General features: G+C 58.7%; 14 protein-coding genes. 4 read left to right on the top strand and 10 right to left on the bottom strand.

Features of this window, described 5'->3' with window-relative positions; translation table 11 throughout:
- The first annotated feature begins 12 nt into the window (after positions 1-12).
- Both ACESNI_RS14195 and ACESNI_RS14190 read left to right on the top strand, forming a co-directional pair.
- Entirely contained in the window at positions 13-1,071 is a 1,059-nt protein-coding gene (locus ACESNI_RS14195) for a polysaccharide deacetylase family protein (protein ID WP_373088004.1), read from the top strand.
- Between the two features lie 37 nt (positions 1,072-1,108).
- Complete coding sequence (locus ACESNI_RS14190; protein WP_373088002.1) at positions 1,109-1,879, top strand: HpcH/HpaI aldolase/citrate lyase family protein; 771 nt, start codon at positions 1,109-1,111, stop codon at positions 1,877-1,879.
- Between the two features lie 213 nt (positions 1,880-2,092).
- On the opposite strand, the gene ACESNI_RS14185 is transcribed toward ACESNI_RS14190, so the two are convergent.
- From ACESNI_RS14185 to ACESNI_RS14150, 8 genes are all read right to left on the bottom strand, one after another.
- On the bottom strand, positions 2,093-3,097 hold the full coding sequence (locus ACESNI_RS14185) for a malate/lactate/ureidoglycolate dehydrogenase (protein WP_373088102.1): 1,005 nt from the start codon (positions 3,095-3,097) through the stop codon (positions 2,093-2,095).
- Positions 3,098-3,178: 81 nt separating this feature from the next.
- A complete protein-coding gene (locus tag ACESNI_RS14180) occupies positions 3,179-3,955 on the bottom strand; it encodes a glucose 1-dehydrogenase (RefSeq protein WP_373088000.1) in 777 nt (258 codons plus the stop codon).
- A 159-nt stretch (positions 3,956-4,114) separates the two neighbouring features.
- Positions 4,115-5,131, bottom strand: coding sequence for a glucosaminidase domain-containing protein (locus ACESNI_RS14175; protein WP_373087998.1), 1,017 nt, complete (start codon positions 5,129-5,131; stop codon positions 4,115-4,117).
- Positions 5,132-5,435: 304 nt separating this feature from the next.
- Positions 5,436-5,924, bottom strand: a complete 489-nt coding sequence (locus tag ACESNI_RS14170; protein ID WP_373087996.1) for a universal stress protein — start codon at positions 5,922-5,924, stop codon at positions 5,436-5,438.
- A 54-nt stretch (positions 5,925-5,978) separates the two neighbouring features.
- Positions 5,979-6,968, bottom strand: a complete 990-nt coding sequence (locus ACESNI_RS14165) for a DUF2333 family protein (protein WP_373087993.1) — start codon at positions 6,966-6,968, stop codon at positions 5,979-5,981.
- Positions 6,969-7,081: 113 nt separating this feature from the next.
- The gene (gene trpS / locus ACESNI_RS14160) at positions 7,082-8,080 is read right to left on the bottom strand and encodes a tryptophan--tRNA ligase (RefSeq protein WP_373087990.1); all 999 of its coding nucleotides are present in this window, start codon (positions 8,078-8,080) and stop codon (positions 7,082-7,084) included.
- A gap of 132 nt (positions 8,081-8,212) precedes the next feature.
- Positions 8,213-9,769, bottom strand: a complete 1,557-nt coding sequence (gene murJ / locus ACESNI_RS14155; protein ID WP_373087988.1) for a murein biosynthesis integral membrane protein MurJ — start codon at positions 9,767-9,769, stop codon at positions 8,213-8,215.
- A 64-nt stretch (positions 9,770-9,833) separates the two neighbouring features.
- Positions 9,834-12,620, bottom strand: a complete 2,787-nt coding sequence (locus ACESNI_RS14150) for a [protein-PII] uridylyltransferase (protein WP_373087986.1) — start codon at positions 12,618-12,620, stop codon at positions 9,834-9,836.
- Between the two features lie 154 nt (positions 12,621-12,774).
- Between ACESNI_RS14150 and ACESNI_RS14145 the strand changes: the two genes are divergently transcribed.
- Complete coding sequence (locus ACESNI_RS14145; protein ID WP_373087984.1) at positions 12,775-13,194, top strand: DUF1801 domain-containing protein; 420 nt, start codon at positions 12,775-12,777, stop codon at positions 13,192-13,194.
- Here ACESNI_RS14145 and ACESNI_RS14140 read toward each other — a convergent pair.
- Both ACESNI_RS14140 and mutS read right to left on the bottom strand, forming a co-directional pair.
- Positions 13,187-13,957, bottom strand: coding sequence for an SDR family NAD(P)-dependent oxidoreductase (locus ACESNI_RS14140; protein ID WP_373087982.1), 771 nt, complete (start codon positions 13,955-13,957; stop codon positions 13,187-13,189). The genes ACESNI_RS14145 and ACESNI_RS14140 overlap by 8 nt on opposite strands.
- Before the next feature lie 83 nt (positions 13,958-14,040).
- Entirely contained in the window at positions 14,041-16,707 is a 2,667-nt protein-coding gene (gene mutS, locus ACESNI_RS14135) for a DNA mismatch repair protein MutS (protein WP_373087980.1), read from the bottom strand.
- A gap of 99 nt (positions 16,708-16,806) precedes the next feature.
- On the opposite strand from mutS, the gene ACESNI_RS14130 reads away from it, so the two are divergent.
- On the top strand, positions 16,807-19,071 hold the full coding sequence (locus ACESNI_RS14130) for an NADP-dependent malic enzyme (RefSeq protein WP_373087977.1): 2,265 nt from the start codon (positions 16,807-16,809) through the stop codon (positions 19,069-19,071).
- Positions 19,072-19,074: the final 3 nt, after the last annotated feature.

The following is a 19,074-nucleotide window of genomic DNA, read 5'->3' as shown; positions in this document are numbered from 1 at the left end:
CAACGAACAAGCATGAAAAAGCGACAGACATCAGGGAAAGCAACTGCGGCGGTAATGGCGGCGGTGCTGTTATTGACGATGAGCCTCGGGGCCCCACTGGCGGCGGCCGCCGACTGGGCGAGTGTGATCATGTATCATCGCTTTGACGAGGATAACTATCCCCATACCAATATCAAGATAGAGCAGTTCAAGGAGCATATCGCCGAGCTTACCAACGGCGAGTATACGGTCCTGCCGCTCAATGAAATCGTCGATCGCCTGGAAAAAGGCGAGGTCCTGCCGGATAAAACCGTGGCGATCACCATTGATGATGCCTATCGGTCGGTGTTCGAGATTGCCTGGCCTCTCCTACGAGCGGCGAAGCTGCCGTTTACGGTGTTTGTGGCGCCGGAGGGGGTGGACAAGGCGTTTCCAGATTATATGACCTGGGATCAGCTGAGGATACTCCGCGACGGCGGGGTTCATATCGGCCATCATTCCTATTCCCACGGCCATCTGCCGTTGATGAACGCCGAGCAAATTCAGGCGGATATCGCCAAGGCAAACGGCCGGTTTGAGGCAGAACTCGGCTTTGTTCCCGCTATTTTTGCCTATCCTTACGGAGAGTATGGCAACGATGTGAAGGCCGTCATCCGCGCTGCGGGCTTCAAGGCCGCCTTTGGTCAGCAGTCCGGCGTTGCCTATTCCGGGCATGACCGGTTTGAGTTGCCGCGCTTTGCCATGAGTGAGAATTACGGCGGCATCGGCCGGTTCCGGCTTGCCGCCAATGCCCTGCCGCTGCGGGTGGCGGAGGTGACACCTTCCGACAATGTGCTGCGGCGTAATCCGCCCAATTTTGGCTTTACGGTGACCGAGGATTACGGCGGCCTCAACGGCCTGTCCTGTTTCTCGTCCAATCAGACCGGCGGTGCGGTTCCGATCGAGAAAATCGGCTCCTCGCGGGTGGAGGTCCGTCTGGCCTCCGCCTTCAAGCCGGGACAGGGGCGCATCAACTGCACCCTGCTCGGCCCGGATCGGCGCTGGCGCTGGTTCGGCTCGCTCTTCTATATTCCGTCGGACGGCAGCAATTAACAACTTTCAGGGATAGTTTAACGAGAGGGAAAAACCGATGTATTGCGAGAACAAGTTAAAAAAGAAACTGCAAGCTGGCGAAAAAACGACTGGCTGCTGGTTGTTTTCCAACTCCACGGATATGGCCGAGATTATCGCGGGCAGCGGGTTTGATGCTGTGATGATCGACCACGAGCATGGTGCGGGCGACCTCCGAAGTGCGATTGAACTACATCGGGCCGCGGCTTCGGTCAGTGACATCACCGTTTTGATGCGGGTGCCATGGAATGATAATGTGATGATCAAGCGGGCGCTTGATACCGGGGTGGAGGGGCTGATGGTTCCGTCGGTCAATACGGCGGAGGAGGCGAAAGCCGTGGTTCAGGCCTGCCGCTATCCCCCGGGCGGTATCCGCGGTTCCGGCCTCGGCGTGGCACGCGCCGGTGGCTATGGGCGTCATGCCGCCGATTATAAAAAGAACATTGATAAAGAGATGTTGATTATCTGTCAGATCGAGACAAAAGAGGCCGTCGGCAATATCGAGAGCATTGCTGCCGTTGAGGGTGTCGATATGCTGTTTATCGGGCCTAACGATCTTTCCGGCAGTATCAACAAGCTTGGCGAATTTGACGATCCCGAGGTCAAGGCGTTGTTTGCCGAAGCCCGGGACAAGATCAAGGCCAGCCCGGCCTTTCTCGGCTGTATCTCCAAGGGGGCCGAGGCGACGAACGCGCTATTCGCCGATGGCTTCGATTTTCTTATCTGCGCGGGCGATACGGGGTTGATGTTAACCGCCGCCAATGACCTGCTCGGCCGAGTGAAGAAATAGTGTGAGAGAGTGTGGGCGGAGTTAAATGCTCCGCCTTCGTTTCCCGCTGATTAAATCCACTCACGACAGGCGTCCCGCAGGCCCGCAGGCTTCACCGGCCTGTTGTATCGGCTTACTCAATCCCTTTCGCCCGCTCGTTCCCCCACTCAATCCGCGCTGGCGGCCATTTAAACAATTATAACGCTTATATATAACAATATTAGGTCGTACAGGTTATTCAAACTTGACGTCAAAGGCCGCAGCGGCCTCGATAATCTGCCGCCAGGTTTCGTCGTCGATCTCGATGCCACTGGATTTGCGGGCCACCCGTTGCGCGCGCTCGGGGTCCCCGGGAAGGATAACATTTTCCTCGCCTTTGCGTGGCGGGGAGGCGCGGACATAGTCGCACATCGCCTTCATCTCGCTGGCGATGAAATTCTGCTCGGTGAGCCGGGTGGGGTCAATGACGATGGAGAGCATGTTGTTGATGATGCGGGTATCGCGCACGTTCCCCGGCTGGAGGGTGCCGCCGCCGCCGATCGCGCCGCTCAACAGCTCGCACATCAGGGCAAGGCCGTAGCCCTTGTGCTCGCCGATGGTCAGCAGCGCGCCGACCTTCTCCTCCCACATGACGCCCGGGTCCGTCGTCGGGTCGCCGTTCTTGTCGATGAGGAGACCCTCCGCCATTTTCTTGCCGCTGTTATGGGCGACCCGGACCTTGCCCAGGGCGACCTTGCTGGTGGCAAAATCGAGAATGATGCGCGGCTCCAGTTCCGTATCCGGTAGCGCGATGCAAATCGGGTTCGTGCCGAAACGGGCATCCGACCCCCGGTGCGGTGCGACATAGGGAAGGTGGCCGGTGACATTAACGAAATGCAGCGACACCAGACCGGCGTCGGCGCATTGCTCCCCATAGGTGCCGACACGGCCGATATGATGGGCATTGCGAAGGGCGACGAGGGCGAGGCCTGTTTCACGTGAAACATTTATGGCCTCCGCCATAGCCTCGCGGGCGATGACCTGGCCGTATCCGGCGCGGCCATCGAACACCATGATGGAACCGTCGCGGCGGACCTCCTCGATATGCTGGTTCGGATGCAGCAGCCCAGCCTGGAGGTTGCGCGCGTAATGGGGAAGCATGCCGACGCCGTGGCTGTCATGGCCGGACAGATTGGCCAGCACCAGATGATCGGCGACAATGGCGGCCTCGCGTGCATCGCTGCCGGCGGCGATGAGCATGTCTTCGACGAACTTCTGTAATCGGGTGTGATTGATCAGCATGACAGAGCTCCGGGAATAGGGATGTTGAAAGGGGCGGGGTCAGATGGCGGTCATGCCGCCGTCGACGACCAGTTCGGCGCCGGTGATATGGCGCGCCTCATCGGAGGCAAGGAACAGGATACTGTTGGCGATATCGACGGGTTCGCTCACCTGTTTGAGGGGGACGCGATCGGGCACACGCTCCCATCCCTTTTTGACGTCGCCGCCATACATCGCCATAAGCTCGTCGCCCATATCGGTGCGCACCGGATCGGGATGGACGGAATTACAGCGAATGCCATAGCCTTTGCTGGCGCAATGAATGGCAACCGATTTCGTCAGTTGCCGCACGGCTGCCTTCGAGGCGCCATAGGCGATGAGATACGCGGTGCCGATCAACGCGGCCACGGAGGACAGATTGACGATCGCGCCGCCATGCCCCTGTCCCTTCATCATCCGGACCGCGGCCTGACAGCCGAGAAATACTCCCTCGACATTGACCGCCTGGATCGCGCGCCAATGGCCGAGGTCCGTATCCTCTATTGTCTGGCGGTCGCCAATCGACAGGATGCCCGCATTGTTGACAAGAATATCAAGGCGGCCGAAGCGAGACTCGATCTCCGTCATCACCGTCCGCCAGTCGGCTTCATGACGGACATCCTGCACTGTGAAATGTGCTGCCGCGCCGAGGCTGGAGGCTGCTGCCTCGCCGCCCTTGATATTTATGTCCGTGAGCAAGACCGTCGCCCCCTCGTCGATGAAGCGCTGGGCGGTGGCGCGGCCGATCCCTGTGGCGGCGCCGGTGATAAGCGCAATTTTATTGTCGAGCCGGCCCATGTTTCCCCCGAATTATTATCATTGGCGAACCCGGATGAGCCGGATCCGATGATGGTATGGCAATTATATTTTCACACCTTGGGGCAGATTGCGAGCGGGAATTCGTGGTCGCGACGGACACGGGTGGGGGCGACTGCGGTCATGAAACCGGCGAGCCGGTCAGAACCGGCTATCGGCGAATTGTTCGGGGGCGAGAATGGCGCTTTCAAAGTCGTCGAGCCTGTTGGCCTCGATCAGCGTGCGCAGATTCTCAATATAGTTACTCCCGCCTTCGGAATAGGGGGTCAGGGTTTCGGCGAGCCGCAGGCCATCAAGCCGCGCCCCCGGCTCCGCCCGCAATTCGGCGCGCTCTTTTCGAAAATCCGCATAGGCATCATGGACATTGAGATTATGGATGTAATCCTTGACCGAGTCGGCGAGGGTATTGAAGGCCTTGACTTCGTGGGTCTCCCCGTTGTCGCGTTCCTCGGGGATAATCCCTTCGCCGCTGTTGGCGTCACCGCTGGACCAGACCCGCTGCCCGAACAGGGCGTTGCCCTCAAGCGCAAAACGCGATGTGCCCCAGCCGGATTCCTCGACCGCCTGCGCCAGCGCCATGGAAACCGGAATGGCATCCACTTTCGCTAAAAGGGCGGGCAGATCCGTGGGGCTTTCCCGGTAATATTCGGCAACCCCGGCGAGCCATTTCTGATCAGCGGCGGACGGCGCCTTCCCGGATTTTTGCGCTGTGTTGAGGGCGACCAGATGATCGCGGCGCGCCTGTATTTTTTCGTTGCTGTTCAGAATCAGCGGCAGGACCAGTTTCAGAAAGGTCCGCTTGCGGTCGCCGACATCGGTGATATCGACAATACCGATCGGCATCTTCTCAACAAAAAAGCGGGGCACGGGCTGGCCGTCACGGATATTCTGGAGGCTGTAGTCGAGCTCGGACAGCGCCTGATGGAGGCTGCTGATATCGAGCCTGCCGGATTGGTCGATGGACGACTGGCGGACTGCCTTGCGGTCGGTGCCCAAATTGGCCTTGGCAAGGATCGCCTTGCCGATGCTGCCGGTAACCTTCTCGATCTTGGCGCCATGTTCCATAAAGGCGGGAAAGACATAGACGAAGGCAAGCAACACAGCCAGCAGCGTGACTAATCTATTGGATTTCGCCCAGGATTTCAGTATTTGCATCATATAAATTGTGCTTTATTTCGTGCCTGATACTGTGGCGTTGCAAGTAGTGGCCACAACATATGGTTAACGATTTTTAACCTCAATACAATATATAGTGCCGAGCCGAAATCTACGCTGGATCGGAGCCGGACTATGTGGCAACTAGGGAGCAAGATCAAGCGAAGTTTTGCCCGCGCAGATTTTCCCTGTGTTTTCAGATATTTACACCTGAAAAGCAGAGAAAATATATTGCAACGCAGTCATACATGGGGATAAAAGACGAATCGTCAACCATGAAGCGGATACTTTATTATTCTGTCCGCTCTCAGGTTACGGCATCCAACTGGCGCGTGGTCAGGTCTCCGGGCACGACGGTAATCGGGATGGCGAAGGTTCCCGACATTTCCCCGACCAGGCTTTTGACCAGCGGACCCGGCCCGCCGGACTCCGGTGAGGCCGCTAGTACCAGAATACGGATATCGGGGTCTTCCTCGATCAGGGCGAGGACCTCTTCCTTCTTGTAGCCATCGCGAATGACGAACTCGGGGACGATGGTTGTCTCTTTCTGGATTTCCTCGGCGAGATTCTGCAGCAGTTCTTCTGCCGCCTGACGGGCTTCCTCCCGCATCGCCTGCTCCACCCCCATCCAGTGCTGGAACTCCGGTGGTTCTATCACATACAGCAGGATGACTCCGCCGCCGACATGCCAGGCACGGCGGCTGGCAAAGCGGATTGCCGATTTACACTCGGGGGTCTCGTCGACGACGACAAGAAACTTGTTGCGCACGCCACCACTATTGATGTCACTCGACATAAATTCTCCGCTGATTATTCACTACAGAAATTTATCCTGACACTATCTCTCCGATTATTTCAAGAGAATGTTGCTGATTTCCTGAAGCTGGGTGCGGGCGCGGAGAACATAAAACCCCTGCGCGGCAAGATGGTTGGGTAGAATTTGCGAATCCGGCCCGCCGTTGACGACGATGAGGGGGTCAAGCTCGACCACGGATTTAAGGCTGGACAGCATCTGCGCCCAGGCATTGGTCAATTCCTTTTCCTTGATCAGGGATTCATAGTCCTGCCCCAGCGCCGTCATCAGCATATAATAGCCATAGGCCTGCCCCTTGATCCCGTAAAACAGGTCATCGCTCTCGAAATCGAGGAAACTGCTGATATTCTGCTCGATATGCCGGTCAATGGCTGCGGTGGAGGAGCCGAGATCGAGGGAAATGCGGTCCAATGTCGCAATGAGATTGTCCGCTCGCCTCTCAAACACGGCCTTGCCGTCGGCGAGCCGCCGGTTATAGTTGATAAGGGACTTGCGGGCTTTTTCATACTGCTGTTCCGAGGTGGCCGTCGGCATCAGCGAAATGGTCGGATCCCAGCTCCATTTGGTACCGGAATACTGGAGCAGCCCGGCGGCCTCCTGCAAATCGGGGTCGGTCTGGCTCGATCCTCTCGTCCGGCCGATCTGGTCCGTCAACTCGAAGCCGAAGCGCGCCAGTGCCGAGATAATGCCCTGTTGATAGTTCGGCATGTTATCAAGCGCGGCGGAGGGCATGAAAAACGGATCATTGGCGGTCCAGCGGTTTTGATTGATTTCCCGGTCGATCAGTCCGGCCATCATGTCAACGGCATGGCTGCCGCCGGGAACGCTATTCTCCTCGGTTGGCATGAAATTGACATCGTCCTCGATATTATTGACCATGAACATGCCGATCGGGTAATAGAGGACCAAAAACAGGATCAGCAGAAGCAGGAGAACTTTCCAGCTTTTCTTTGCCCTGTCCTTTATGGCCTGCCCTCGCGTTCCGATACGTTTGTTTTCCGAACCGCTACCGCCAATTTCACTCATGTTTTCCGCCTTGTAAAAACCCGCCTGCAGCGACTACTGCCGCTATCAAATGTAAGTATTTTCGCATCGACTTACAAGTTATGTGACGAAGCGACGTCTTTGGGCCGGCATCATCAGGGTGACAAAAACCCGACAACATCCTTCACCTCGGCAAGGATCGGCTGTGCCAACTCACGGGCCCGTTCAGCGCCTTTCTTTAGAATGGCATCGACATGGGCCGGATCTGCCATCAACCGTTTCATTTCCTCGCCAATGGGCCCAAACTTCTCAACCGCGAGGTCGGTGAGGACAGGCTTGAAGGTCGAGAACTGCGATCCGGCAAACTCGACCAGAACTTCCTTCTTGGTCATGTCCGCAAGCGCGGCATAGATCCCAACCAGGTTCGCGGCTTCCGGGCGGTCCTTCAGACCGGCCTCGGTTTCCGGCAGTGGTTCGGCGTCGGTGCGTGCCTTTCGCAGCTTTTTGGCAATGCTGTCACGATCATCGGTGAAGGTGATACGGGAATAATCGCTGGGATCGGATTTCGACATTTTCTTCGAGCCATCCCGGAGCGACATCACGCGGGTTGCCTCGCCGAAGATCAGCGGCTCGACGATCGGGAATGTCTCCGTGCCGTAGTCGTTGTTGAACTTCTGGGCGATATCGCGGGTTAGTTCCAGATGTTGCTTCTGGTCTTCGCCGACCGGTACATGGGTCGCCTTGTAGGCGAGAATATCCGCCGCCATCAGTGAGGGGTAGGCATAAAGGCCGAGCGAGGCATTCTCGCGGTTCTTGCCTGCCTTCTCCTTGAACTGGGTCATCCGGTTCAACCAGCCGAGGCGGGCGACACAATTGAATATCCAGGCAAGCTCGGCATGGGCGGGAACGGTGCTCTGGGCGAAGATGATGGAGCGTTCCGGATCGACCCCCGCGGCAAGGTAGGCGGCGGCAACCTCGCGGGTGTTACTGCGGAGGGCGGCCGGGTCCTGCCAGACCGTGATGGCATGCATGTCCACGGCGCAATAGATGCATTCGTAATCGGCCTGAAGACCGACGAAATTGCGGATCGCACCGAGATAATTGCCAAGATGGAGATTGCCGGATGGCTGAACGCCGGAAAAGATACGAGACATAAACGCTCCTCACGCTTTGGACACGAGCCCCGAATTTGCAAGCTGACCATCAGGGTGCCGGGGCTGGAAGTCGGGCATCGCCCTGTAGTTGATCTTGGGGTTATTGCAGCCGATCACAGCGCCGTCAATATATTAACGATCCGGCCGCCGTCTTAGCATGGATTTTATCTCGGCAAGGCTTGCGGCGCCGGTGAGGAACGCGGCGATCACGTACAGAACGCCGCCGCCGCCGATCAAGGCTACCAGCGCGGCGATCCGTGTGCCGAGATCCGCAGCGAACTCGGCATTGAGCGCGGTCTTCGCGTACCACAGGCCGATGGACATCAGGGCCGCGGCAGCGAGAATACCGGCGAGCCGCTTTACCAGTCGCCTGTCGGCGCGGTAATGGCCACGGCGGATGAGCAGGCCGAGCAGCAGCAGGATATTGAACCAGGAGGAGAGCGCGGTTGCCAGCGCGATACCGACATGGGCGAGCGGTCCGATCAGGGCGAGACTGAGGCCCACATTCAGGATCATCGACAGCACCCCGACGACAACCGGCGTCGTCGTATCCTCGCGCGCAAAAAAGCCGGGCGCGAGGATCTTGACCAACACGAAGGCGGGCAGGCCGCTGGCGAAGGCCAGCAGCGCCGCCGCGGTGGCCAGGCTCGCGGTCTCTGTGAATTCGCCATGCTGGAACAACACCGACGTAATTTCCCGGGGAATGATCATCAGGGCGGCGGCGGCGGGCAGGGTCAGCAGCATCGACAGCTCGATCGCCCGGTTCAGGCTGTAGAGGGCCGCAGTTTCCTCGCCGCCGCGGATTTGCCGCGACAGCAGCGGCAGCAAGGCGGTGCCGACGGCGATGCCGATAACCCCGAGTGGCAACTGATAGACCCGGTCGGCGTAATAGAGATAGGAGATCGATCCCGTCGCCAGGAAGGACGCAATGATGGTGCCAACGAGGATATTGATCTGCATGACGCCCGCGCCGAGGGCACCCGGTAGCATCAGCCGGAATAGACGGCGGACGTCAGGGGTGAGGACGGGCCGGGAAATCCTGATCCGGATATCCGCCCGCCGGCAGGCAATCACAAGATAGACAACCTGCGCAACCCCCGCCGCGGCGACGCCAACGCTCAGCAGGATACCGACAGTGCGGCCCGCTTCGTTGCCGATCAGCAGGAGGCAGGAAATCAGGATGATATTAAGCAGGATCGGCGCCGCCGCCATCGCCGCAAATTTATAAAACGCATTCAGGACCCCGCCCAGCAGTGCGACAATTGCCATGGCGGTGAGGTAGGGAAAGGTGATCCGGGTAAAGATGACGGCAAGGTCAAAGCGCGGGCCGGATGGCTCGAACCCGGGGGCGAGAAGTTGCATCATCACCGGCATGAAAATCATGAACAGGGCGGAGAAGACAAGCAGGAAACCGACCAGGATACTGAGGCTGTGGCCCGCGAATTCCAGCGCCGCTGGCTTGCCGTCCGCCTCCAGCTTGCGGGCAAACAACGGGATGAAGGCGGCAGAAAAGGCCCCTTCCGCGACCAGCCGGCGGAACATGTTGGGAATGCGGAAGGCGACGAAAAACGCGTCCGCGGCAGGTCCGGCGCCCAACACCGTTGCCATCAGGATATCCCGCAGAAAGCCCAGAACGCGGCTGACCATGGTAAAGCCGCCCACTGTGGCGACGGATTTAAACAAACTCATGCCTTAACTACCCCATGTCGCCCGGCGAACCGGACCGCCCCTCATGACCCGGCTACCACTTTCTTCACTGCGCAGCCACCTTCTTGACCACGCTGGTCTTCTTCTGCGTCGGCGCTCCTTCGGATAGCGCGGCGATCAGTCTCTTCTCGATATTCGCCAGCTTTATCTTGCTGGTGATCTTGAGGCCGAAACTGTCCTTCACGTAGAAAACGTCCACCGCACGCTCGCCGTAGGTCGCAATATGCGCCGACGAGATCGACAACGACAGCGTGAACAGCGCCCGGGTCAGGTCGGCGAGCAAGCCGGTGCGGTCGCGCCCGCTCACCTCAAGCACCGTATGGGTGTTGGAGGCCTTGTTATCGAGCAGGACCGAGGGCGGGACCTTGAACACCTGGGTCCGGCTGGGCAGGCTCGATTTCCGCCGGTCGACGATCTCGAGATGCGGCTTGCGCGAGCCCTGCAATGTGTCTTCAATCGCCGAGCGCAGCTTTTTCATGCGCCCGCCCTTGTCATACACGCCGCCCTGGGCATCCTGAATGTAAAAGGTATCCAGCGCCATGCCGTCGACGGTCGTATGGATCTTGGCATCGACGATGTTGGCGCCGCTGATCGACATGGCGCCGGTGACGCGGGCGAATAATCCGGGATGATCGGCGGTATAGACAATAACCTCGGTGATCGAGCGGAATGGGTCGCTCCGGGTTTCAAGGGTGAACAGGCTCCCCTCAACATCGGCGCGGCGCATCAGTTCCGCATGGATCTTGCGATCATTGCTTGCTGTCGCAATCCAGTAGGATTCGTAAAATCGATGAATATGACGGTCGATTTCCGCCTCCGGCCAGTCGTCCAGCAGACTGCGCAGGTCATCCTGATAATGCAGCGCCCGATCCGCCCGCCCTTCGGACAGATGGCCACCGGTCAGCGCGGTTTCGCTGACGTAGTAAAGCTCGCGCAGCAACTGCCCCTTCCAGCCGTTCCAGACATTCGGCCCGACCGCGCGGATATCGGCCACGGTCAGCACCAGCAACAGCCGCAGACGCTCCGGGCTCTGGACAATCTGCACGAAATCCTCAACGGTTTTCGGATCCGAAATATCCCGTTTGAAGGCAAAGGCGCTGAACAGCAGGTGATAGCGGACCAGCCAGGCGACCGTCTCCGTCTCCGACGGCGTGAGACCGAGCCGGGGGCAGAGCTTCATCGCCACTTCGGCCCCGAGGACGGAATGATCGCCGCCGCGGCCCTTGGCGATGTCATGAATCAGCACGGCGCAGTACAGGACATTGCGCGACAGGACCTTGGGCATGATCTTGTGGGACAGGGGATGTTCTTCGGCAAGTTCCCCGGCCTCGATCCGCGACAGGATACCGATGGCGCGGATGGTATGCTCATCGACGGTGTAGACATGATACATGTCATGCTGCATCTGGGCGACGACGCGCCCGAAATCGGGCACGAAACGGCCGAACACTCCGGCCTCATTCAGGCGGCGCAACGTCGTTTCCGGATCCTTGTGACTTGTCATCATGTCCAGAAACAGTTTGTTCGCGGTTGGATCATGGCGAACGCTGCGATTGATCCGTTTCAGATCCTGCCGGATCAGCCTGAGCGCATTTGGATGCACGTCCAGCTCCTTATCCTGTGCCAGATGGAACAATTCCAGCATCTTGATCGGCTCGTTCCTGAACATATCATCCCGCGGCGCGTTTATCCGTCCGCTTTCGACAATAAAACCATTCAGTTTGCGCCGCCCGAGCCCAAAGCGCGGGATCGGCAGGCGGTTCATTTTCTGCTCCTCGGCCTCCAGATTGGCGCAGAAAATACGCGTCAGGTCCCCGACATCCTTGGCGACCAGAAAATAATGCTTCATGAACCGCTCGACACCGAGGGTTCCGGCATGATCAGTGTAGCCGAGCCGACGCGCAAGTTCGGTTTGCACATCAAACGTGATCCGTTCTTCCGGCCGGTTTGTCAGATAGTGAAGATGACAGCGGATCGCCCGCAGGAAGTTGGAGGCCTTGGTGAAGCGCCGCCGTTCTTTTTCGGTGAACACGCCGAGCTTGACGAGTTTCGAGATCTCCGTCGTACCATGGAGAAATTTCGCAATCCAGAACAGGGTCTGTAAATCGCGGAGGCCGCCCTTGCCCTCCTTGATGTTCGGTTCCACTACATAGCGGGAATTGCCGAAGCGTTCATGCCGTTCTTTGCGCTCCTGCAGTTTGGCCTCGATAAATTCACGGCTATGTCCGGCAACGACTTCCTTCATGTATTTGCCATGCATCTCCAGAAACATGTCCTGGTCGCCCCACAGAAACCGCGCTTCCAGAAGGGCGGTCTGGATGGTGGCGTCCTTTTTGGCGAGGCGGATGCATTCATCGACATTGCGGGTCGAATGCCCGACCTTCAGCCCGAGGTCCCAGAGCATGTACAGCACGAACTCGATCACCTGATCGCACCAGGAGGTTTGCTTGTAGGGAAACAGGAACAACAGGTCGACGTCGGAATAGGGGGCGAGTTCGCCGCGTCCATACCCGCCGACGGCGATCAAGGACAATCTCTCCTCAGATGTCGGGTTGCTGAGCGAATAGACATGCTGGGTCGCCACGTCGTAAATCGTGCGGATAATCTGGTCGATGAGGAAACATTGGGCATACATCGTCGCCCGCCCCTTGTTGGTTTCCATGAACCGCTGCTCAACGCAGCTATTCCCGGCTTCCAATGCGGCCTTGAGTTCATCAAGAAGGGCCCGGCGAAATTCAAATCCGCCGGGGTTATTTTCCTTGGCAAGATCGGCGATGGTGGACACCAGCCGCTTGCGATCGATAATCTCTTTTCGGTTTGGAATTTTTTCCATTTATAAAACCAGCTTTCGGGCCAGACTTGTTAAAGGTCAGGCCCCCTTGTAAACTTGACGTTGCCCTTGTTTAGCAAAATTCGGGGCTAATTGCTCGAAAATACATATTTCGCGTCCTTTATAAAGAACGTGCCCGGTCAGGAGACAGCATAACATGGCACAGCATGAATTCGAGGATCTGGCCGTCGCGGCGGTGTTCAAATCTTATCCGGCGGATATGCGCGCCCGCCTGCTGGCGCTTCGGCAGCTTGTTTTTGACACAGCTGCCACAGTTATCGGCCCCGATTCCCTTGTGGAAACATTGAAATGGGGCACGCCAAGCTATCATACAAGGGCCAAAAGCGGGACCCCGATCCACCTCGGCCCGGCGCGGGAGGCAGGCGAGTACGGCCTGTTCGTGCATTGCCAGACCAGCCTGATCGATGAGTTCAGGGAAGAACGCCCGGCGGCATTCCGCTATTCCGGTACGCGCGCGCTTCTCTTTGGGCCCGATGACGTGCCCAAAAAGAAGCATATTAAAGACTTTATCACTGCCGCCCTAACCTATCATCAACGCAAAAACCGCGTCAGGTAATCGTCTGGCCACCGTCAATGACCAATGTCTGACCGGTGAGGAAAGTGCCCGCCGACGATGCCATGAAGACCGCCGCGCCAGCAATCTCATCCGGTTGGCCAATCCGTTGCAGTGGCGCGCGCGAGGTCGCCCGTTTCAGGATCTCGGGATCCTCCCACAGGGCGCGGGCGAAATTGGTCTGGATCAGGCCGGGGGCAATGGCGTTCACCCGGATATTGTCGGCGCCATGCTCCACCGCGAGATTGCGGACGAGCTGCATATCCGCCGCCTTCGAAATCGAATAGGCCCCGAGAACGGCGGAGCCGCGAATGCCGCCGATGGAGGAGACGATAATAATGGCCCCGTCTTTGCGGGCCTTCATTTCCGGCAGGACCATATTGCAAAGCCAGTGGTTGGATTTGATATTACTCGACATCACCTTGTCGAAGGCGTCATCAGGGCAGTCCGCAGAGGGCCCGAAATACGGGTTGAGCGCGGCGTTGCAGACGAGGATATGGATATCGCCAAACTTTTTGTGGGTTTCATCGACAAGATTCTGCAGCGATTCCTTGGAGTTTATATTGCACGGGATGGAGACCGCCTCGCCGCTGCTGCCCTTGGGCAGGCTGGCGTTGATGCTGGCGGCCACTTCCTCGCAGATATCGGCCTTCCGGCTGGAAATGGTAACCTTCGCACCGGCTTTCGCCATCTGTTCGGCAATCGACTTGCCGATGCCTTTACTCGATCCTGTGATAACGGCGGTTTTTCCAGTTAAATCAAACATGTCGCGTTCCTTTTTTTTGTTCATTTATGGCAGAGAACTGGCGGGCAACGTAATGATCAATGGCACGCTAGTCACCCGCTGGCTCAGGGTTTCGGTAATAATTCCTTTAACTCATACAGAAGGTTAAGCGCTTCCCGCGGGGACAGATCGTCAAGATTGGCCGAGGTCAGTCTTTCTTCGGTTAGGGAAGAAGTGCTTTCGTGGGCGCGTGCGGTCTCGCGGATAACCGCCGAAAACAGCGGCAGGTCATCCGTCAACCGTGTGGACGCCGAAGTCTGGTTCTTCTCTTCCAGTGCGTCAAGCACGGCCTCCGCCCGGGCGATGACGGCTTTTGGCAAGCCTGCGAGCTTCGCGACCTGAATGCCGTAGGAACGGTCGGCGGCGCCGTCGGTAACCTCATGCAGGAAGATCACGTCGCCTTTCCATTCGCGGACCCGCATACTGTGGTTGCGAAGCGCGGCCAACTTCGATCCCAGCGCGGTCAGTTCGTGATAATGGGTGGCGAAAAGGGCGCGGCATTTATTCACCTCATGCAGGTTTTCCACTGTCGCCCAGGCAATGGAAAGACCGTCGAACGTTGCGGTGCCGCGGCCGATCTCATCCAGTATGACAAGGGAGCGCGGACCCGCCTGATTGAGGATGGCGGCGGTCTCCACCATCTCGACCATGAAGGTCGAGCGACCGCGCGCAAGGTCATCGGCGGCGCCGACGCGGCTGAACAGGCGATCGACGACGCCGATATGGGCGGCGGTTGCCGGGACATAGGCACCGATCTGGGCAAGAATGGTAATCAGGGCATTCTGCCGCAAGAAGGTGCTTTTTCCGGCCATGTTCGGCCCGGTCAGCAGCCACAGCCGCTCGTCCTCGTTCAAACTGCAGTCATTGGTGATGAAATCCTGCTCGGCATTTGCCTTCAGCGCCGTCTCGACCACTGGATGACGCCCTCCCGTAATCTCGAAGCGACGACTGTCATCGACGACGGGGCGGGTATAGTCCTGTTCCTTTGCCAGTTCGGCGTGGCTGGCGGCGACATCGATACGGGCGATGGCGTCGGCGGCGGACAGGATGGCGGGGCCGAGGGCGGTCACTCTGGCAACCAACTCATCATAGAGCGACAACTCCAGCGCCAGCGCGCGGTCGGCGGCGCGGGAAATCTTGCCTTCCAGTTCGCCAAGGGCAACGGTGGTATAGCGGACCGCATTGGCCATGGTCTGGCGATGGATGAAATCCGCGGTCATCTTGTCGGCAAAGCGCGGCGTGATCTCGATAAAATAGCCGAGGACATTGTTATGCTTGATCTTCAGCGACGGGATAGTCACCTGCTCGGCATAACTCGCCTGCAGGTTAGCGATATGGCGGCGGCTTTCATCCCGCAAGATCTTAAGCTCGTCAAGGTCAGCGCGGTAGCCGCGGGCGATAAAACCGCCGTCGCGGGCAAGCAGCGGAACATCGGGCGCGAGCGCGAGGGTGAGAAGCTCGACAATCTCGGCATGAAACCCGAGGTCGTTGGCGGCCGTCTCCAGCCCCTCCGCCAGCGGGTCAAACTCGCTTTGTGTCAGCGTCGCGCGCAAGTATGCGGTCTCGGCAAGTCCGTCGCGGATAACTGCGAGGTCGCGCGGGCCGCCGCGACCGAGCGACAACCGCGACAGAGCCCGTTCGGTATCGGGGCAGCGCCTGAGGATGTCGCGCATGGCCTCGCGTCGCCCGTCGTTACGTTCAAAATAGTCGACCATGTCAAGGCGCCGGTGGATCGCTTTGGGCCGGGTCAGCGGGCTTGAAATATCCGCGGCAAGCTTGCGTCCGCCGGTGCCGGTGACCGTCCGGTCGATCACCGCAAGGAGGCTGCCGCCGCGCTCACCGGCCATGGTCCGGGTGAGTTCGAGATTGCGGCGGGTGGCGGCGTCAATGGACATGACATCGGTGGCGGCAACCGGCTGCGGCGGCTTGATCGACGGGAATTTGCCCTTCTGGGTCAGTTCCACATAATCGACCAGTGCCCCGGCGGCAGCAAGCTCGGCGCGCCCAAAGGCGCCGAAGGCATCGAGGGCGGATACCTTAAACAGGTCTTTCAGCCGCCGCTCCCCATTCTGGCTGTCGAACCGGACCGGTGGCAACGGGGTGAGGGCTTTTTGCCAGTCAGCAAACAGGTCGCGGAAGACCTCTTCTGCCAGCCAGCTATCCGCGACAAGAATCTCGCCTGGGTTAAGCCGCGATATCTGCGCCGCGATGTCCTCAATGCGCGTTGCCAAGGTATGAAACCCGCCGGTGGAGATATCAATCCAGGCTAATGCATAGTCTTTCCCCGCCCGCGCCAGCGCCAGCAGGTAATTATGGCTGCGGGTATCCAGCAACGCCTCCTCGGTTATCGTGCCGGGGGTGACCAGCCGGACGACCTCGCGGGCGACAACGGACTTATAGCCGCGCTTCTTCGCCTCCGCCGGGCTTTCCATCTGCTCGGCGACAGCGACACGGTGGCCCTTGCGGATCAGTTTCTGCAGATAGCCGTCGGCGGCATGCACCGGCACCCCGCACATGGGAATATCCTCGCCCTCATGTTTTCCGCGCTTGGTAAGCGCGATGTCGAGCGAGGCGGAGGCCAGTTCCGCGTCATGGAAAAACAGCTCGTAGAAATCCCCCATCCGGTAGAACAGCAGGCTGTCCGGATGCTCCCGCTTGATCGCCAGATACTGTTCCATCATCGGGGTTGCTGATTTATTCAGTTGCGACTTGGTTTTGACTAGGGTAGGCATGAGGGAAAACTACCATAGCAGGGCGTTTTGCCAACTGCTTTGTCAGATATTTTTTAACAGGCCGTAGAAGTACATAAATCAGGACGAGGACGCGGGGCAATGAGCGATAAACGGGATTTCAGTCAGTATGAAGAAGCTCTGCGATATCATGCGCAAGGCAAGCCCGGCAAGCTGGAGATCGTCGCCACGAAGGCCGTCGCCACCCAATGGGATTTGTCGCTGGCCTACTCCCCCGGTGTCGCTGGTCCCTGCCTTGCCATCGCCGATGACCCCGAGACAGTCTATGACTACACCACCAAGGGCAACCGGGTGGCGGTTATCTCCAATGGCACCGCCGTGCTCGGCCTCGGCAATCTTGGCGCGCTCGCCTCCAAGCCGGTGATGGAGGGCAAGGCTGTCCTGTTCAAGCGCTTCGCCGATATCGACTGCTTCGATCTTGAACTTGATACCGAGGATGTCGACGAGTTCGTCAATTGTGTTCGCCTGCTCGGGCCGAGTTTCGGCGGCATCAATCTTGAGGATATCAAGGCACCGGAATGTTTCATCATTGAGCAGCGCCTGCGCGAGGCCATGGACATACCGGTTTTTCATGATGACCAGCATGGTACGGCGATTATCTGCGCGGCGGGTATTATCAACGCGCTCGATCTCACCGGACGGACGCTAAAGGATGTGAAGGTTGTCGTCAATGGCGCCGGCGCCGCGGCAATCGCCTGCCTTGAACTGATCAAGGCCATGGGCCTGCCCCATAACAGCGCCATCCTTTGCGATACCAAGGGAGTTATCTACCAGGGCCGCGAAGACGGGATGAACCAGTGGAAATCCGCCCATGCGGTTGATACCGAACTGCGCACGCTGGAGGAGGCTATGGTTGGTGCCGACATCTTCCTCGGCCTCTCGGTCAAGGGCGCGGTCGACAAGGCAATGGTGAAATCCATGGCCGCCAAGCCGATCATTTTTGCCATGGCAAATCCGGACCCGGAAATTCGTCCCGAAGATATCGCCGAGGTGCGGAGCGATGCGATTGTTGCGACGGGCCGATCCGACTATCCGAACCAGGTTAATAATGTCCTCGGCTTCCCCTATATTTTCCGGGGCGCCCTCGATGTGCGGGCAACAACCATCAACGAGGAAATGAAGATCGCCGCGGCGGAGGCCCTTGCCGAACTTGCCCGCGAGGATGTCCCCGACGAAGTTGCGGCCGCCTATAAGGGCAACCGGCCAAAATATGGCCCAGAATATATCATTCCGGTGCCGTTCGATCCGCGCCTCATCAGCCACGTGCCGTCGGCAGTTGCCAGGGCGGCCATGGACAGTGGCGTCGCCCGCAGTCCGATCGTTGATGAAAATGCCTACCGGAACGAGCTCCGTGCCCGTCTTGACCCGACGGCCGGATCGCTGCAACTGATCCTCGATGAAGTGCGGGCGGCCCCGCGCCGCGTCGTCTTCGCAGAGGGCGAGGAAGAAAAGGTCATCCGCGCTGCCATGGAGTTTCACAAGGCTGGATACGGGGTTCCGATCCTGCTGGGCCGGGAAGATGAAGTCCGCAAGATCATGGCGGAAATCGGGGTTGATGGCATTGAAAGCCTTGAGATATATAACGCCAGCGAGATGGACGACCGCGAGAAATATTACCACTTTCTCTATGAACGGCTGCAGCGTCACGGCTATCTTTTTCGGGACTGCGCCCGCCTTGTCAATCGTGACCGCAATATCTTTGCCGCCTGCATGGTTGCCATGGGGGACGCCGATGCAGTGGTCACTGGTGTGACCCGTCGCTTCTCGGTCGCGTTCAAGGAAATCCAGAAAGTCATCGATCCCAAACCTGACCATCTTGTCATCGGCGTTTCGGTGGTTGTCGGGCGGGACCGCACGGTCTTCATGGCGGATACGACGGTGACCACCCTGCCGACGGCGGAAGAGCTGGTCTTGATCGCCAAGGAAACGGCGGAAGTGGCGCGCAGGCTCGGTCATGAACCCCGCGTTGCCCTGCTATCCTATTCAAATTTCGGCAATCCGAAGCATTTTACCTCCGACAGTATCCGTGAGGCAGTGACCCTTCTCGATCAGGAGGAACTGGATTTCGAATATGACGGCGACATGTCGGCGGATGTGGCGCTTAATCCGGAACTGATGGCGCTCTATCCGTTCTGCCGTCTGTCCGGGCCCGCCAATGTGCTGGTCATGCCGGGTCTGCATTCGGCAAATATCGCTTCCAAGCTGATGCCGGTGCTGGGCGAAAGCAAGGTGATCGGCCCGCTGCTGGTTGGCCTGTCCAAGCCGGTGCAGATCGTGCCGATCGGGGCGACTGTCTCCGATCTCGTGAATATGGCGGCCCTTGCGGCGCATGAGGCCATTCATTAAGAC

Origin of the sequence: Sneathiella sp. (genome assembly GCF_041689005.1) — a bacterium.
Lineage (GTDB): Bacteria > Pseudomonadota > Alphaproteobacteria > Sneathiellales > Sneathiellaceae > Sneathiella.
This window is presented reverse-complemented; position numbering and strand designations above follow the sequence as displayed.

Bases quoted from the DNA above. Each gene is read 5' to 3' on its own strand.
- ACESNI_RS14195 (WP_373088004.1), top strand. From the start codon at position 13: ATGAAAAAGCGACAGACATCAGGGAAAGCAACTGCGGCGGTAATGGCG.
- ACESNI_RS14190 (WP_373088002.1), top strand. From the start codon at position 1,109: ATGTATTGCGAGAACAAGTTAAAAAAGAAACTGCAAGCTGGCGAAAAA.
- ACESNI_RS14185 (WP_373088102.1), bottom strand. From the start codon at position 3,097: ATGCTCATCGCCGCCGGCAGCGATGCACGCGAGGCCGCCATTGTCGCC.
- ACESNI_RS14180 (WP_373088000.1), bottom strand. From the start codon at position 3,955: ATGGGCCGGCTCGACAATAAAATTGCGCTTATCACCGGCGCCGCCACA.
- ACESNI_RS14175 (WP_373087998.1), bottom strand. From the start codon at position 5,131: ATGATGCAAATACTGAAATCCTGGGCGAAATCCAATAGATTAGTCACG.
- ACESNI_RS14170 (WP_373087996.1), bottom strand. From the start codon at position 5,924: ATGTCGAGTGACATCAATAGTGGTGGCGTGCGCAACAAGTTTCTTGTC.
- ACESNI_RS14165 (WP_373087993.1), bottom strand. From the start codon at position 6,968: ATGAGTGAAATTGGCGGTAGCGGTTCGGAAAACAAACGTATCGGAACG.
- trpS (WP_373087990.1), bottom strand. From the start codon at position 8,080: ATGTCTCGTATCTTTTCCGGCGTTCAGCCATCCGGCAATCTCCATCTT.
- murJ (WP_373087988.1), bottom strand. From the start codon at position 9,769: ATGAGTTTGTTTAAATCCGTCGCCACAGTGGGCGGCTTTACCATGGTC.
- ACESNI_RS14150 (WP_373087986.1), bottom strand. From the start codon at position 12,620: ATGGAAAAAATTCCAAACCGAAAAGAGATTATCGATCGCAAGCGGCTG.
- ACESNI_RS14145 (WP_373087984.1), top strand. From the start codon at position 12,775: ATGGCACAGCATGAATTCGAGGATCTGGCCGTCGCGGCGGTGTTCAAA.
- ACESNI_RS14140 (WP_373087982.1), bottom strand. From the start codon at position 13,957: ATGTTTGATTTAACTGGAAAAACCGCCGTTATCACAGGATCGAGTAAA.
- mutS (WP_373087980.1), bottom strand. From the start codon at position 16,707: ATGCCTACCCTAGTCAAAACCAAGTCGCAACTGAATAAATCAGCAACC.
- ACESNI_RS14130 (WP_373087977.1), top strand. From the start codon at position 16,807: ATGAGCGATAAACGGGATTTCAGTCAGTATGAAGAAGCTCTGCGATAT.